This window comes from Flavobacterium sp. OHVDL-2026-0007, from assembly GCF_059882335.1.
Genome location: NZ_CM187612.1, coordinates 4315021 through 4329919, shown reverse-complemented (window position 1 = coordinate 4329919; position 14899 = coordinate 4315021). Strand labels below are relative to the sequence as shown.

Genomic DNA, 14899 nt, shown 5'->3' with positions numbered 1-14899 from the left:
AAAGTAGTATCCAAAGAACTAAATTTTACTCAGTAAAAGTTTCTTTGGATATTTTTTATAGTTGTGCTCTTTTTTTTACAGAATTTAAAAGTTAAATTTGAATAACTTATTCTTTACGAAAATGGCACGAACCGCTTCAAACATCGTCAACCTTGGCACCATTGCTCCAAGCTTCAAACTCAGAGATACCAACTCTAATAACGACTATTCGTTTGACGATTTAAAGGGTACTAAAGGCACGCTTGTAATCTTTATTTGCAATCATTGTCCATTTGTGCTTCATGTTATCAAAGAGATTGTCATGATTGCCAATGATTATCGTGTGCAAGGAATTGGTATTGTAGCCATTTCGAGTAACGATGTAGAGCAATACCCACAGGACGCTCCTGAATTAATGACCGAATTTGCGTTTCAAAATAAAATTGATTTTCCTTATTTGTTTGATCAAACTCAGGAAGTTGCCAAAGCTTTTGATGCGGCTTGCACACCTGATTTTTATTTATTTGACAATCAAAATCGTTTATTTTATCACGGTCAATTAGATGATTCAAGACCTGGCAATGGAATTCCCTTGAGCGGAAGTGATTTAAGAAGTGCTATAGATGCCATTATTTACAATCGTAGTTTAAAAGACCCACAAAAACCTAGTCTTGGTTGTAATATTAAATGGAAATGAACCACTGAGTCATTTCAAAAAGATTCCCTATCTTTGTCAATCAAATTAATCAATCTCATTTTGAGCACTATAATCCTATTTACAGTTTTAACCTGGTTGTTTTCTTTTACAAGAAAACCACTTGTTGCTGTATTTAATTCACATAGTAAGGCCTTTATTAATTAGGCCTCCGTCTACTTCAATTACTTCTTTCAGACGGAGGATTTTACCCAATTTTAATCATTTATTTTATTTTGACAACCCTAGGTGCTGTCAAATATTTTTTACGTTTTCATCAAATCAGTACTTTTCGACAAAAACTATTTTTAAATAGATGACCACTTTGCGTGCTATCCTATACAAAGAAGAAGAAAAATCGTTCAAATAAATAATAACAATAATACGTATCCATATGAAACCAACACCCACTTTCTGTAAAACAGATTATCAGTTCCTAAGAGAATTGATCTTAAAAAGTAAAAATTCAACAAATTCCAAAGAAATAGGACAACTTTCCCACGAATTAGATCGCGCCATTATAAGCAAAGAAAGTATTATGGACCCTTCTATTATCCGAATCAATTCCACGGTAACAATCGAAGATGTAAAAGCGAACAAACAAATGAAAATCCAAATCGTACTACCTTCCTCTTCAGATGTAAAAGAAGGAAAAATATCGATTCTCGCCCCTTTAAGCGTGGCTATAATTGGTTTTAAAGAAAATGACGAAGTAGATTGGGAATTACCAGCTGGAATAAAAACTTTAAAAATAATTGCGGTTAGCAACACCCCTATAAGTCATTCCTAATTTTTCAAACACCTCACTTGTGAAGGTGTTTTTTTATATCAAAAAAACAAAAAAAAACTATCCAATAAAATTTTACTGAATAGTTGATCATCGTTTTATTTAAAAGCGCTTCTTACAATTGAGAAGTAATATAATTTGATATTGAAGCCATTTGAGTATCATCTAAATGCGCTTTTTTCTGCATTCTTACTAAAACTGGTTTCCAATCTTCTTGCGTAAATTTCTTTGGTTCAAATAATTTATGGCACCTTGCACAACTGTTCTCATACAAGTTTTTTCCTGCTGCCAATTCAGGCGTTAATTCAGCAGCTTTTACAGTTTCAGTCACTGCTGGAGCAACGGGAGCAACTGGGGCAACAGCAGCTGTTTTTTTAGTACCACACGAAAATAAAAACAGTGCGGCAGCGGTTAGGGTTAGAATTCTTAATTTCATTGTTTAGTTTATTTTGAGTAAATATAAAAAAAATCCCAAAACTTACGCCTTGGGATTCTATTATTTAAAACAAAATATAATCTTGTTTCTAACTTTTCTAAGCTTATTTTACTTCCATTAATTCAACGTCAAAAATCAAAGTTGCGTTAGGTGGAATAACTCCTCCAGCTCCAGCAGCTCCGTATGCTAAATCAGATGGAATTACAAAACGAGCTTTATCTCCTACTTGTAACAAAGCAATACCTTCGTCCCATCCTTCAATAACCTGACCTTGACCTAGTCTAAATTCGATTGGTTTTTTACGTGGGTATGATGAATCAAAAACTTTTCCTGTTTCCAAAGAACCTTCATAATGAACAGCAACCGTTTTACCAGCTTCTGCTTTCTTACCATCTCCTTTTTGAATCATTTTATAACGTAAACCACTTGCTGTTTTATCAAAACCTGCAGCTAGTTGCTCCATTTTAGCTTCAGATTCTGCTTTTAAAGCTTCATCTCTCTTTAGACGAGCACCTTTTAAACCAACAAAAGCTTCAATAGCATTCCATTTTTGAGCTTCTTCTCCAACTCTAATGATTTCTACAGTATCCAAATTATCACCTTGCGCTACTGCATCCACTACATCCTGTCCTTCGATAACATGTCCAAAAACAGTATGTTTTCCATCTAACCAAGAAGTTGGAACATGTGTGATGTAAAACTGAGAACCATTACTTGCTGGTCCTGAATTAGCCATAGCCAATACTCCTGGACGATCGTGTTTTAAACTTGGGTGAAATTCATCATCAAATTTATATCCTGGATCACCAGTTCCTGTTCCTTTTGGACATCCACCTTGAACCATAAAATCAGGAATTACTCTATGAAATGTTAATCCATCATAGAATTTTTGTCCTTGAGGTTTAACTTTATTTTCCATATTTCCTTCTGCAAGAGCTACAAAATTCCCTACGGTTCCTGGTGTTAAATCGTGTGTTAGTTTTACTAAAATCGAACCTTTACTCGTGTTGAATTTAGCGTATATTCCGTTTTCCATTGTTGTTGTATTTAATTTGATTGCAAATTTACAAATTAATTTTATATCAATTTGCGGTTTCTATTTTTTTAGATTTTGATTTATATGTAAGCCCATAAACGGCTAATGCTAATATAGAGAGACCAACACACCCAATAGTTACGGCATGCCATCCTCCCAATTTCCATAATAACAATCCATAAGCGGATCCAGCTGCCGTTCCTAAAAAGCTAAACGACATAAATACGGTATTCAATCTATTTCTAGCTTCTGGCAATAAGGAGTAAACTCGGGTTTGGTTAGAGATGTGAACTCCTTGAATTCCAATATCAATAAACACAATTCCGATCGCAATTCCAATGACACTTTCTATTGAAAAATAAAAAATCAAAAAACTAATCAGAATCAATAAACAGCCATAACCCACTGCCACTCTCGAACCTCCTTTATCGCCTATTTTCCCCACTAGCGGAGCTGCTAAAGCGCCTGTAGCGCCTACAACTCCAAAAAGTCCAATGGTAGCACTATTAAAATGAAAAGGTTCACCCGAAAGCAACAGTACCATTGTAGTCCAGAAAGCCCCAAATTGAGCAAAACAAAATATATTGATTAAGGTAGCCTCGCGTAAAACAGGCTGTGTTTTTATTAAAGTAAAAAGAGACTGAATTAATTGACCATAAGAACCTTCGAATTGCGGTTTATTGACAGGGAATTTCTTTTGAATCACAAAAAAGATGGAAAGACAAATTCCAGCGGCGATCCAAAACATAGATCTCCACCCCAAAACCTGACCAATGAATCCACTTAAGGTTCGAGAAAGCAAAATTCCAACAAGCAATCCACTCATAATGGTACCGACCACTTTTCCTCGTTGTTCAGGCGCACTCAAAGAAGCTGCCAAGGGTAAAATAAGTTGGGGTACTATTGAAGTGATTCCAATCAGTAAAGAAGCAATTTGTAAAACAAAGAAACTTTTGGCGGTAGCAGCAATAATTAAAGCAATAACCGAAGCAAAAGTGGTCATTAAAATTTGTTTTTTTCGTTCTAATTTATCGCCTAAGGGAACCATAAAAAACAATCCAATCGCATAACCAGCTTGGGTAAGATACGTTATCGTTCCTGCATTGGCCTCAGGGATTTTAAATTCATTAGCAATTAAAACAATTAAGGGTTGGCAATAATACAGATTTGCAACTATAAGTCCAGTGCAAGCTGCCATAAATAAAACATTCGTTTTGGATAAATTCATTTTGCAAAAATACCAATCTTATTCGTACGAAATCTTTAAAAAAAGTATAAAATTTTCAAATTCAAGACCAAATCAGCCCCTTATTTTACACATTATACTGGCTTTTAAAATTTTACAATCCTAGAAAATCCTCTCGAATTGGACTAAAAACATCTGTAAAAAGTCCACTTTCCAAACAAACAACTCCGTGAATGGCATGAGGCGGAATATAAAAACTATCTCCTTCTTTTAACGTTTGCGTAACACCACTAATGGTGACATCAAATTTCCCGCTCGAAACATAAGTTACCTGCGAATGATAATGTTCGTGTAAAACTCCGATCCCTCCTTTTTCAAAATGTACGTTGACCAACATAACTCGATTATCATAAGCCAAAATTTTACGTTTGATTCCTTCTCCAACCACTTCCCACTCTACTTCATCTCCTTTTATAAATTCTTTACTTGTTCCGAAACTTTCCATCTATTTTATTTTACTTGAATTTATATGTTCTTTTTTATTCTCTAGATCAATTCCTTAGTAACAAAATCGCAACTCGTCCTGATACCCTCCAATGAATTGATTTTAAAATTATTCTCTTGTTCTACAAAAATATATTGCATCCCAGCTTGTTTGGTTTGTTTAAAAATAGTTTTAAAATCGATACTTCCTGAACCAATTTCAGCATTTAAAGCATGATCTATCTTATCCATATCCTTCACATGCCACATCTTAAAACGTTCTGGGTATCGCGCAAACAATCGCAAGGGATCATTTCCGGAACGAACCACCCAATACAAATCCATTTCAAAATCCACTAGATTTGTATCTGTTTCCTTTAATAAAATCTCATAACCCGTAATGCCATTAAATTGCTCAAATTCAAAATCATGATTGTGATAGGCTAATTTTAAACCCGCACTTTTACAAAGTTTACCCGCCTGATTTAAACGATTGGCAATCTTCTTATACGCTTCGCCACTTTTTCTAAGAGAAGCATCAATCCAAGGAATGGTAATGTACTGGCTATTTAAAATCTTTGCCGCTTCAATGGCCGCCATCAATTCAACGGTATTTCCATCGACTAAAAAACTACCCAAACCGTAGTGCCCACTAACACACTTTAACCCGTTAGCATCTATTATTTTTTTTAATTCAAATGCTGACAATCCCCAAAACTGATCTTTAATGGAGAAACCATAGGTCTCAACTGTAGTATAACCGGCTGCAGCCACCTTTGCTAAAACGGTGGCTACCTCATTTGGTAGTTCATTTCGCAACGTATACAATTGCAAACCTATTTCTTTTTTAGCCGACTTAAAGGCCAAGGATGGTAGCACTAGAACTGCTGTTGTTACAAGACTGGTATTGATTATAAATTTTCTTCTCGTGGCCATATACTGTATTCAAAAATGAAAAGTAAAAATAACATTTTTACTGACACTCATCACCTTAATTACAAAAACTACACTTTAAAGACGGATAAAAGATGCTGGTTTCTCCTTTTTTAAAATCTTAAACTTCACAACTTTTAACTTTGTATCTTTGCCGCTTAGAACTATTGAAGAAAAAAAATGCGAATTGACATTATAACGATTTTACCGGATTTATTAAAGAGTCCATTTGAGGCTTCGATTATGAAACGTGCTATAGACAAAGGTTTGGTCGAAGTTCATTTTCATAATTTACGCGATTACACGACGAACAAACAAAAAAGTGTTGATGATTATCCTTTTGGCGGAGGCGCTGGAATGGTCATGACTGTACAACCTATTGATGCTTGTATTACGCATTTGAAAAGCCAGCGTGAGTACGATGAGATCATCTATATGTCACCTGACGGAGAAACGCTTAACCAAAAAATGGCCAATACCATGTCGATGTATGAAAACATCATCATCTTATGTGGACATTATAAAGGAGTAGACCAACGTGTTCGCGATCATTTTATCACTAAAGAAATTTCCATAGGCGATTATGTTTTATCCGGTGGAGAATTAGGCGCTTTAGTCTTATCTGATGCTTTGATTCGATTAATTCCAGGAGTTTTAAGTGACGAAACATCTGCTTTGACGGACAGTTTTCAAGATAATTTACTTTCAGGACCAATATACACAAGACCTGCTGATTACAAAGGCTGGAAAGTTCCAGACGTATTAACTAGTGGGCATTTTGCTAAAATTGACAAATGGCGTGAAGATATGGCCTACGAGCATACCAAAAATAGACGTCCAGATTTACTCGAAGGACACTAAAAATCAGCTGTAGACTTCAAGTTTATTTTGGTTTCAAGCAATACAGGCTATACCTTACACTTAAAACCTCAAACCTGAAGCAAAAAAACCACTAAACACCAATTGATCAATCCTTTAAAAAATTGAAATTTGGATTTTGTTTATTGATTTTTTTCCCTACATTTGCACCCGAATTAGACTAACCTCTGGCGAGATCCGTGCATGTTGCTCTATATAAAACCATAATAAAAGATATCATGGCAGATTTAATGAAATTCGTTCAAACCGAATTAGTTGCTAAAAAAGATTTCCCTGTTTTTGGAGCTGGAGATACTATCACAGTTTTCTACGAAATTAAAGAGGGTGAAAAAACAAGAACTCAGTTTTTCAAAGGAGTTGTTATTCAAAGAAGAGGTTCTGGTAACACAGAAACTTTTACTATCCGTAAAATGTCTGGAGCTATTGGAGTTGAGCGTATCTTCCCAGTAAACTTACCAGCTTTACAGAAAATTGAAATCAACAAAAAAGGAGCTGTACGTAGAGCTAGAATTTTCTACTTCAGAGAACTTACTGGTAAAAAAGCTAAGATTAAAGATAAAAGAAGATAATCATTTATCTCTTTGTTATAAAAAACTCGTTTCAAGTAATTTGAAACGAGTTTTTTTATGCCCTGTATTTTCAAAATAACAAAACTGCAATTTTTTAATAGCAAAATCATTGATTTGACAATTTAAAGTCTTCGAAATAACAATCTGATAATTTCGGTATTTCTCAAGAAAACGCAACCGTTTTCGGACAGTTTTTATTATATTTGCTCCGCTCATTTTGAGCTGAATATACTTTTACATCGCTCCCCTTTGGCGCTACGATTATAAAAAAACAAAAAAATGACACAGAATTCGAAAATTTATTACACCTTAACTGATGAGGCGCCATTGTTAGCGACTTATTCTTTCTTACCAATTGTTCAAGCCTTTACTGCTACAGCAGGTATTGCAATTGAAACTAGAGACATTTCGTTAGCCGGTAGAATTTTATCTAATTTTCCTGAACTTTTAACCGCTGATCAAAAAACTGGAGATGCATTAGCAGAATTGGGACAATTAGCAACACAACCAGAAGCTAACATTATCAAGTTGCCTAACGTTTCTGCTTCCGTACCACAATTGAAAGCTGCTATTGCTGAATTACAATCTCACGGTTACAAAATACCTAATTTCCCTGAAGAGCCTCAAAACGACGCTGAAAAGGAAATTAAAGCCAAATATTCTAAAGTTCTAGGTTCTGCTGTAAATCCTGTTTTACGTGAAGGAAACTCTGATCGTAGAGCGCCAAGAGCCGTTAAAAACTTTGCAAAAGCAAATCCACACTCTATGGGTGCTTGGTCTGCTGACTCAAAAACAAAAGTAGCTTCAATGCCAAATGGTGACTTCTACGGAAGTGAAAAATCACTTACTGTAGCAGAAGCTAATGATGTGAAAATCGAATTCGTTGCTAAAGACGGTACCACTACTGTTCTAAAAGCAAGCACTCCTCTTAAAGCTGGTGAAATAATTGACAGTTCTGTCCTTCATTTAAAAGCACTTAAAAGCTTTGTTGCTGATGCCATTGCTGATGCAAAAAAAGAAGGTGTTTTACTTTCTGTGCACTTAAAAGCTACGATGATGAAAGTTTCAGATCCAATTATCTTTGGCGCTATCGTTGAAGTATATTTTGCTGATCTTTTCAAAAAATATGAAACTTTATTCAATGAATTAAACATCGATACTAGAAATGGTTTAGGTGATATTTATGCTAAAATTGCAGGAAGACCTGAACAAGCCGCAGTTGAAGCAGACATCACTAAAGCGATCGAAAACGGTCCAGCATTAGCCATGGTTAATTCTGATAAAGGAATCACAAATTTACACGTACCTTCTGATGTTATTGTGGATGCTTCTATGCCAGCGATGATTCGTACTTCTGGACAGATGTACAACAAAGAAGGAAAACAACAAGATACTATCGCTGTTATCCCAGACCGCTGTTACGCTGGTATTTATACCGCAACTATCGATTTCTGTAAAAAACATGGTGCTTTTGATCCTAAAACAATGGGAAGCGTTCCAAACGTTGGTTTAATGGCTCAAAAAGCAGAAGAATACGGATCTCACGATAAAACGTTCCAATTGAAAGAAGAAGGAACTGTACGCGTTGTTGACGCTAACGGAACTGTTTTGATGGAACAAGAGGTGGAAGCAAATGACATCTTCAGAATGTGTCAAGCTAAAGATGCTCCTATTCAAGACTGGGTTAAATTAGCTGTAAACAGAGCACGTTTATCTGATACTCCTGCTGTTTTCTGGTTAGACGAAAACAGAGCACATGACAGAGAATTGATTGTAAAAGTTCAAAAATATTTAAAAGATTACAACACTGTAAACTTAGATATTCGCATATTAAATCCAATTGCTGCTACTGAATTTACTTTAGACAGAATCATCAAAGGATTAGATACTATTTCTGTAACTGGAAATGTTTTACGTGATTATTTAACTGATTTATTCCCTATTTTAGAATTAGGAACATCAGCTAAAATGTTATCCATTGTACCGTTAATGAACGGTGGTGGATTGTTTGAAACGGGTGCTGGAGGTTCTGCTCCTAAACACGTTGAGCAATTTACTGAAGAAGGATACTTACGTTGGGATTCATTAGGGGAGTTTTTAGCTCTTGGTGCTTCATTAGAGCATTTAGGACAAACTTTAGACAATTCTAAAGCGATTGTTTTAGCGGAAACTTTAGATGAAGCGAATGACAAATTCTTAGCCAACGATAAATCTCCAGCTCGTAAAGTAGGTCAAATCGACAACCGTGGTTCTCACTTCTACTTAGCATTCTACTGGGCTCAAGCTTTAGCTGCTCAAAATAAAGATGCTGAATTGAAAGCGATCTTTACTCCAATTGCTGCTGAATTTGAAGCTAATGAAGCTTCGATCAATGCGGAATTAATTGGTGCACAAGGAAAACCTCAAACACTTGGTGGTTATTACCAACCTACTCCTGAGTTAGTAAGCAAAGCAATGCGCCCTAGCACAACATTTAATACCATTCTTGCTAAAATAAAATAGCAAAAAAAAGCTGTACGGCTATTGAACTAGACTGCAGTCCTATCAAATTTCAAAAGGACAATCCGCAAGGATTGTCCTTTTTTTATCTTAACTAATGTTTAACAATCCTCCGTCACCAATATTTAGTAAGAATTCTTAACTATGTAATTCTAAACCAAGAATATGATTCCCAAAAAACTAGGCTACTTTATTCTTCTACTGCTAACCACTTTAACTTCATTTTCGCAAGAAAAACTTACCCTAAGTGGCACCATCACTGATTTTAAGAATAATGAAACTTTAATTGGTGTCAACATCTACCTTCCTGCGCTACAAATTGGAACCACAACCAACGAATACGGTTTTTATTCTCTCACCATTCCCCGTGGTGAACACCAAATAGAAATTAGCTCTATTGGCTATCAAACCATACAAAAGAGCATCGTTTTAGATCAAAACACTAAAAGTAATTTCACACTTAATGAAAGTGGTGAAGAACTTCAAGAGGTGATCATTACCGATAACAAAGGCAAAATCAACATCAAATCTCCCGAGATGAGTGCCAATAAACTTTCCATTACTGCCATCAAGAAGATGCCTGTGGTTTTAGGTGAAGTTGATGTTCTCAAATCTATTTTATTACTTCCTGGTGTTACCAATGCAGGCGAAGGCGCTTCGGGCTTTAACGTTCGTGGTGGTGGAGCCGACCAAAATTTAATTTTATTAGACGAAGCTACTATATTTAATTCTTCACACGTTTTTGGTTTTTTCTCTGTTTTTAATCCTGATGCGATTAAAGATTTGAAATTGTACAAAGGTGGAATACCAGCTCGTTACGGTGGAAGAGCCTCCTCTGTTTTAGACATCTACCAAAAAGATGGCAATAGTAAAGCATTTCATGTAAATGGCGGAATTGGCTTAATTTCGAGCCGAATACTTACCGAGGGCCCTTTGGTAAAAGACAAAGGCTCCTTCTTAATTGGAGGAAGAGCCTCCTATGCACATCTATTCTTAAAACTATCCGAAAAACAAAAAGACAATGCCGCCTATTTTTATGACTTAAACACCAAATTAAGCTATAAGTTAAATGAAAACAACAGCTTATACTTATCGGGTTATTTTGGCCGCGATGTCTTTAGCCTCAACAAACTTTTTAGCAACACTTATGGAAATTCGACTTTAAACCTACGTTGGAATCATTTGTATACCAATAAATTATTCGCCAACTTATCCTTGATCTACAGTGATTACTACTACGGACTTGATCTGGATTTTGTGGGATTCAAATGGGATTCTGGAATCAAAAATTACAACATCAAATACGATTTCAAAAACTACATCTCAGATAAATTCAAATTAAACTATGGTTTAAACGGAATTTACTACCAATTCAATCCCGGGACGATCAATCCAACCAAAGATTCATCGGGGATTAACCCTGACCAATTAGATAAAAAATACGCTTTTGAACCCTCCCTTTATATCGAAGCAGAAAATCAGCTATCAAAAAAAATTACAATTGCTTACGGATTGCGTTATAGTCTGTTTTACCGTCTAGGTGCCTCCACCATCAATCAGTATGAAAACAACCAAGCTGTTCTTTTTAATCCTGATATGCAGATTTATGAAAAAGCCACACCAATAGCCACTCAATTTTATGGCCACAACAAAACCATTAAACACTACAACAATTTAGAACCTCGTTTTTCTATTTCTTATCAATTAAACGACGATCAAGCTATAAAAGCCAGTTACAACCGAATGGCACAATACTTACAGTTAATTTCTAATACATCCTCACCTACTCCCTTAGACGTTTGGATGCCAAGTGATCAATACATCAAGCCACAAATCGCTGATCAGGTCGCTTTAGGTTACTTTAAAAACATCAACAACGGAGCTTACGCACTAGAGGTAGAAAGCTATTATAAAAAAATTCAAAACAGACTGGATTATATTGATGGTGCCGATTTAATTGCTAATGATGCCATCGAACAAGTCATCCTCAACGGACAAATGCGCTCTTATGGATTAGAAATCATGTTTAAGAAAAACGAAGGAAAGCTCAACGGATGGATTTCTTATACCTTGTCAAAGTCAGAACAACAAACTCCGGGAAGAACAGCAGAAGAGACGGGAATTAACAATGGACAATGGTACAGTTCCGCTTATGACAAGAGACATAATTTAGCCATTACCTCTGCCTATAATCTAAACGAAAAATGGTCCTTTGGTGCCAACTTCTCTTTACAATCGGGTCAACCTGTTACCTATCCAAACGGACAATACGAATATTTAGGCATCACGGTTCCTAGTTATGGATTACGAAACGAAAATCGTTTACCGGCTTATCATCACTTAGACGTTTCCGCCACACTGACACCAAGAAAAAACAAAGACAGAAACTGGAAAGGCGAATGGGTTTTTAGTATTTACAATTTGTATAATCGTCAAAATGCAGCCTCTATCAACTTTCGCCAAAATGTGGATACTGCAGCAAATGAAGCGGTAAAAACATCCATTTTTGGAATGGTGCCCGCTGTTACCTATAATTTTAAATTTTAAAAAGCTCTTTCTCAAAAAAGAAACCAACCATAGATCATGAAAAAAGCAATCTTATTCATCGTGTTGTTTGTCTCAATTTTCTTCACAAGCTGTGAAGAAGTGGTCGATATTGACCTTCCTGCAGCACCAGCAAAATTGGTAATTGAAGCCGCAATCAACTGGCAAAAAGAAACATCTGGATCTCAACAAACTATAAAATTAACCACCACTACGGGCTACTTTGAAAACGCCATCCCAGCAGTTTCCGGAGCCACAGTTTTTATAAAAAACAGTACCAATGAGCAGTATAACTTTATAGAAACACCAAAAACAGGGCTATATGTTTGTCACAACTTTAAACCAAAAATTGACGAGTCGTATACCTTGACTATAATTAGTAAAGGCAACACTTATAGCGCAACAGAAACTTTAAAATCGGTTGCTCCAATAAGCCGAGTGGAACAGAATAACGAAGGAGGAATTACAGGGACAGACATCGAAGTTAAAGCTTTCTTTACCGATCCGGCCGATGCAGACAACTATTACTTATACCGTTACGCTTACTCGAATAAAATAACCTCAACCTACTACGTTTCTGAAGACAAATTTTATCAGGGGAACGAATATTTTAGCCGATCCGATGATGACAATTTAATAAAAGGAAACCAACTAGAAATAACTCATGCTGGTATTTCAAAACAATACTACAATTATCTGAGTATTTTGATCAGTATAGCAGGCAGCAATTCTGGAGGACCATTTCAGTCACCACCAGCAACAGTGAGAGGAAACATCATCAATACCACCGATAAAAACAATTATGCACTAGGCTATTTTTCCCTTAGCCAGACAGATTCCGTAAAATACACCATCGAATAAACCCCATTACAATGATAACCCGAATCGAAACTTTAACCGAGAAAAAACTTATTGGAAAACATCTAACCATGTCGTTTATCCAAAACCAAACCTTCCAACTATGGAATAGTTTTATGCCCAGACGAAAGGAAATTAAAAACCAGATGGGTACTGATTTATACTCTTTGGAAGTTTTCCCTGTTGGTCATTTCAATAATTTCGATCCCACCCATACTTTTCAAAAATGGGCAGCCGTTGAAGTAGAACATTTCGACGAGATTCCAACGAAAATGGAGACCTTACTAATCCCAAGTGGTTTATATGCCGTATTTATCCATAAGGGTCCTGCAAGCGAAGGACACAAAACCTATCATTCGATTTTTGTCGAGTGGTTGCCAAAATCGGCCTATACAGTTGACGACAGACCACATTTCGCCATTATGGGCGAAAAATACCTCAATGAGGACCCTAACTCTGAGGAAGAAATCTGGATTCCCATCAAACCTAAGTCCTAATCTTTCCGTACTAGATTTCAGTATTGAGATCTAACATGAATTACCACATTTTTTTATAACTTTATAAAAAACAAAATCAATATGTTAATCGAAACATTAAAATCACTTTTTGACCGAGATCTTCATAAACTACTATTGGAAATCGAATCCTATCAAAACGAAAGTCAAATTTGGGCCATAGATAAAAACATTTCCAATTCAGCCGGTAATCTTAGCCTACACCTGATTGGAAACATCAATCATTTTATAGGAAACCAAATCGGTCAAACCGGTTATACCCGAAACCGAGAACTTGAATTTTCTGCAAAAAACATTCCGAAATCCGACTTAATCACTAGCATTAAGGAAACGATCGTAGTTGTGGATAACGCGCTTGACCAACTATCAATTGCGGATTTAGATAAAATATATCCCTTAGTCGTTTTTGAAAAAGAAATGACAACAGAATTCTTTTTGGTACATCTTTCCACTCATTTAGCCTATCATTTAGGACAAATCAATTACCACCGTCGCCTGCTCGATTGATTCCCTCTATCCTCAAGTCTAAAATTTCAATCCTTTTAAAACGAAAAATTCACAGTTGAAAAAATCTAAAATCAACCGTCATATCTTTTCGTACATTTGCCCTACATTTCAAATCAACATTCTACATGTCCTCACACCATATCGTACGCGACGACCAAGAACCTGCCTTAATCATTGCTAATGGAGCAGCATGCAATCCTGAATTATTAGGACAATTACTTGAATGGTCACCGCTGGTTATCGTGCTAGATTCTGCTATGGAAAGAGTGATACAATTAGACATCAAAGTCGATGTACTCTTAGGAGACTTCGATCGTGGTTTTGATCCTGAAATCTACAAAATTTCACAATATCCGATTGACATCGTGCATGCCCCTGATCAGAATAAAACCGATCTGGAAAAAGCATTTGACTATCTAATCGACCGAAAAATTCCCGCTGTAAACGTAGTCTGGGCAACCGGTAAGCGCGCCGATCACACCATTACGAACCTGACCAATATTGTACGATATCGAGACTTACTAAAAATTGTCATCCTTGATGATCATTCTAAAATATTTTTATTGCCGAACAAATTTGAAAAATGGTATACCGCCAAAACACCCATTTCACTTATTCCAGTTGGTGTTGTAAACGGTATTTCATCGACTAATTTACAGTACCCACTTCAGAACGACACCTTAACCATTGGCTATAGAACTGGCAGTAGTAATGCTGTAGCTGAAGATGGAATAGTCAGCATCACCCATACCGATGGTGATTTGTTACTAATGGAATGTTTGGATTAATTTCCAAATCATCCTAAATAAATTAGATCAAATGTTTTCTATTGATAATTTTATTTAGTTATGACCTAGTTGAAAAATGGAATTTAAATAAAGAAGAATCATACGAGATAGATAGATAGATAGATAGATAGATAGATAGATAGATAGATAGATAGATAGATAGATAGATGATAGATAGAGGAGCGACTTTTGCCTATAGAGTTGGA

General features: G+C 35.9%; 15 protein-coding genes. 10 read left to right on the top strand and 5 right to left on the bottom strand.

What is annotated here, in order from left to right:
- Nucleotides 1–121: 121 nt before the first annotated feature.
- Both AC51AA_RS17775 and AC51AA_RS17770 read left to right on the top strand, forming a co-directional pair.
- Nucleotides 122–676, top strand: coding sequence for a thioredoxin family protein (locus tag AC51AA_RS17775; protein WP_500705656.1), 555 nt, complete (start codon nucleotides 122–124; stop codon nucleotides 674–676).
- A gap of 391 nt (nucleotides 677–1067) precedes the next feature.
- Complete coding sequence (locus AC51AA_RS17770) at nucleotides 1068–1463, top strand: GreA/GreB family elongation factor (protein ID WP_500703532.1); 396 nt, start codon at nucleotides 1068–1070, stop codon at nucleotides 1461–1463.
- A gap of 112 nt (nucleotides 1464–1575) precedes the next feature.
- Here the strand turns inward: AC51AA_RS17770 and AC51AA_RS17765 are convergent, their stop codons facing one another.
- The 5 genes from AC51AA_RS17765 to AC51AA_RS17745 form a co-directional block, all read right to left on the bottom strand.
- Nucleotides 1576–1896, bottom strand: coding sequence for a cytochrome c (locus AC51AA_RS17765; RefSeq protein WP_500703531.1), 321 nt, complete (start codon nucleotides 1894–1896; stop codon nucleotides 1576–1578).
- Between the two features lie 103 nt (nucleotides 1897–1999).
- The gene (locus AC51AA_RS17760) at nucleotides 2000–2932 is read right to left on the bottom strand and encodes a peptidylprolyl isomerase (protein WP_500703530.1); all 933 of its coding nucleotides are present in this window, start codon (nucleotides 2930–2932) and stop codon (nucleotides 2000–2002) included.
- 46 nt (nucleotides 2933–2978) lie between these two features.
- Nucleotides 2979–4130, bottom strand: coding sequence for an MFS transporter (locus AC51AA_RS17755; RefSeq protein WP_500703529.1), 1152 nt, complete (start codon nucleotides 4128–4130; stop codon nucleotides 2979–2981).
- 142 nt (nucleotides 4131–4272) lie between these two features.
- Nucleotides 4273–4623, bottom strand: coding sequence for a cupin domain-containing protein (locus tag AC51AA_RS17750; protein WP_500703528.1), 351 nt, complete (start codon nucleotides 4621–4623; stop codon nucleotides 4273–4275).
- Nucleotides 4624–4664: 41 nt separating this feature from the next.
- Nucleotides 4665–5537, bottom strand: coding sequence for a sugar phosphate isomerase/epimerase family protein (locus AC51AA_RS17745; protein ID WP_500703527.1), 873 nt, complete (start codon nucleotides 5535–5537; stop codon nucleotides 4665–4667).
- Nucleotides 5538–5714: 177 nt separating this feature from the next.
- Between AC51AA_RS17745 and trmD the strand changes: the two genes are divergently transcribed.
- The 8 genes from trmD to AC51AA_RS17705 all read left to right on the top strand — a co-directional run bounded on the left by trmD (nucleotide 5715) and on the right by AC51AA_RS17705 (nucleotide 14693).
- Nucleotides 5715–6395: a tRNA (guanosine(37)-N1)-methyltransferase TrmD gene (gene trmD, locus AC51AA_RS17740; RefSeq protein WP_500703526.1), complete on the top strand. Its 681-nt coding sequence runs from the start codon at nucleotides 5715–5717 to the stop codon at nucleotides 6393–6395.
- Between the two features lie 236 nt (nucleotides 6396–6631).
- Nucleotides 6632–6982, top strand: coding sequence for a 50S ribosomal protein L19 (rplS, locus tag AC51AA_RS17735; protein ID WP_007804248.1), 351 nt, complete (start codon nucleotides 6632–6634; stop codon nucleotides 6980–6982).
- 279 nt (nucleotides 6983–7261) lie between these two features.
- A complete protein-coding gene (locus AC51AA_RS17730; protein ID WP_500703525.1) occupies nucleotides 7262–9484 on the top strand; it encodes an NADP-dependent isocitrate dehydrogenase in 2223 nt (740 codons plus the stop codon).
- Nucleotides 9485–9646: 162 nt separating this feature from the next.
- Nucleotides 9647–12028 (top strand): TonB-dependent receptor, encoded by a 2382-nt coding sequence (locus AC51AA_RS17725; protein ID WP_500703524.1) that lies wholly within the window; start codon nucleotides 9647–9649, stop codon nucleotides 12026–12028.
- A 36-nt stretch (nucleotides 12029–12064) separates the two neighbouring features.
- Nucleotides 12065–12886 carry a DUF4249 domain-containing protein gene (locus tag AC51AA_RS17720; RefSeq protein ID WP_500703522.1) on the top strand — a complete coding sequence of 274 codons (822 nt, stop codon included), beginning with the start codon at nucleotides 12065–12067 and terminating at the stop codon, nucleotides 12884–12886.
- An 11-nt stretch (nucleotides 12887–12897) separates the two neighbouring features.
- The gene (locus AC51AA_RS17715) at nucleotides 12898–13380 is read left to right on the top strand and encodes a GyrI-like domain-containing protein (protein ID WP_500703521.1); all 483 of its coding nucleotides are present in this window, start codon (nucleotides 12898–12900) and stop codon (nucleotides 13378–13380) included.
- An 81-nt stretch (nucleotides 13381–13461) separates the two neighbouring features.
- A complete protein-coding gene (locus AC51AA_RS17710; protein ID WP_500703520.1) occupies nucleotides 13462–13905 on the top strand; it encodes a DinB family protein in 444 nt (147 codons plus the stop codon).
- 125 nt (nucleotides 13906–14030) lie between these two features.
- Complete coding sequence (locus tag AC51AA_RS17705) at nucleotides 14031–14693, top strand: thiamine diphosphokinase (protein WP_500703519.1); 663 nt, start codon at nucleotides 14031–14033, stop codon at nucleotides 14691–14693.
- Nucleotides 14694–14899: the final 206 nt, after the last annotated feature.

What these genes read in the sequence shown, in the direction of transcription:
- AC51AA_RS17775 (WP_500705656.1), top strand. Translation starts at nt 122, where the DNA reads ATGGCACGAACCGCTTCAAACATCGTCAACCTTGGCACCATTGCTCCA.
- AC51AA_RS17770 (WP_500703532.1), top strand. Translation starts at nt 1,068, where the DNA reads ATGAAACCAACACCCACTTTCTGTAAAACAGATTATCAGTTCCTAAGA.
- AC51AA_RS17765 (WP_500703531.1), bottom strand. Translation starts at nt 1,896, where the DNA reads ATGAAATTAAGAATTCTAACCCTAACCGCTGCCGCACTGTTTTTATTT.
- AC51AA_RS17760 (WP_500703530.1), bottom strand. Translation starts at nt 2,932, where the DNA reads ATGGAAAACGGAATATACGCTAAATTCAACACGAGTAAAGGTTCGATT.
- AC51AA_RS17755 (WP_500703529.1), bottom strand. Translation starts at nt 4,130, where the DNA reads ATGGCAGCTTGCACTGGACTTATAGTTGCAAATCTGTATTATTGCCAA.
- AC51AA_RS17750 (WP_500703528.1), bottom strand. Translation starts at nt 4,623, where the DNA reads ATGGAAAGTTTCGGAACAAGTAAAGAATTTATAAAAGGAGATGAAGTA.
- AC51AA_RS17745 (WP_500703527.1), bottom strand. Translation starts at nt 5,537, where the DNA reads ATGGCCACGAGAAGAAAATTTATAATCAATACCAGTCTTGTAACAACA.
- trmD (WP_500703526.1), top strand. Translation starts at nt 5,715, where the DNA reads ATGCGAATTGACATTATAACGATTTTACCGGATTTATTAAAGAGTCCA.
- rplS (WP_007804248.1), top strand. Translation starts at nt 6,632, where the DNA reads ATGGCAGATTTAATGAAATTCGTTCAAACCGAATTAGTTGCTAAAAAA.
- AC51AA_RS17730 (WP_500703525.1), top strand. Translation starts at nt 7,262, where the DNA reads ATGACACAGAATTCGAAAATTTATTACACCTTAACTGATGAGGCGCCA.
- AC51AA_RS17725 (WP_500703524.1), top strand. Translation starts at nt 9,647, where the DNA reads ATGATTCCCAAAAAACTAGGCTACTTTATTCTTCTACTGCTAACCACT.
- AC51AA_RS17720 (WP_500703522.1), top strand. Translation starts at nt 12,065, where the DNA reads ATGAAAAAAGCAATCTTATTCATCGTGTTGTTTGTCTCAATTTTCTTC.
- AC51AA_RS17715 (WP_500703521.1), top strand. Translation starts at nt 12,898, where the DNA reads ATGATAACCCGAATCGAAACTTTAACCGAGAAAAAACTTATTGGAAAA.
- AC51AA_RS17710 (WP_500703520.1), top strand. Translation starts at nt 13,462, where the DNA reads ATGTTAATCGAAACATTAAAATCACTTTTTGACCGAGATCTTCATAAA.
- AC51AA_RS17705 (WP_500703519.1), top strand. Translation starts at nt 14,031, where the DNA reads ATGTCCTCACACCATATCGTACGCGACGACCAAGAACCTGCCTTAATC.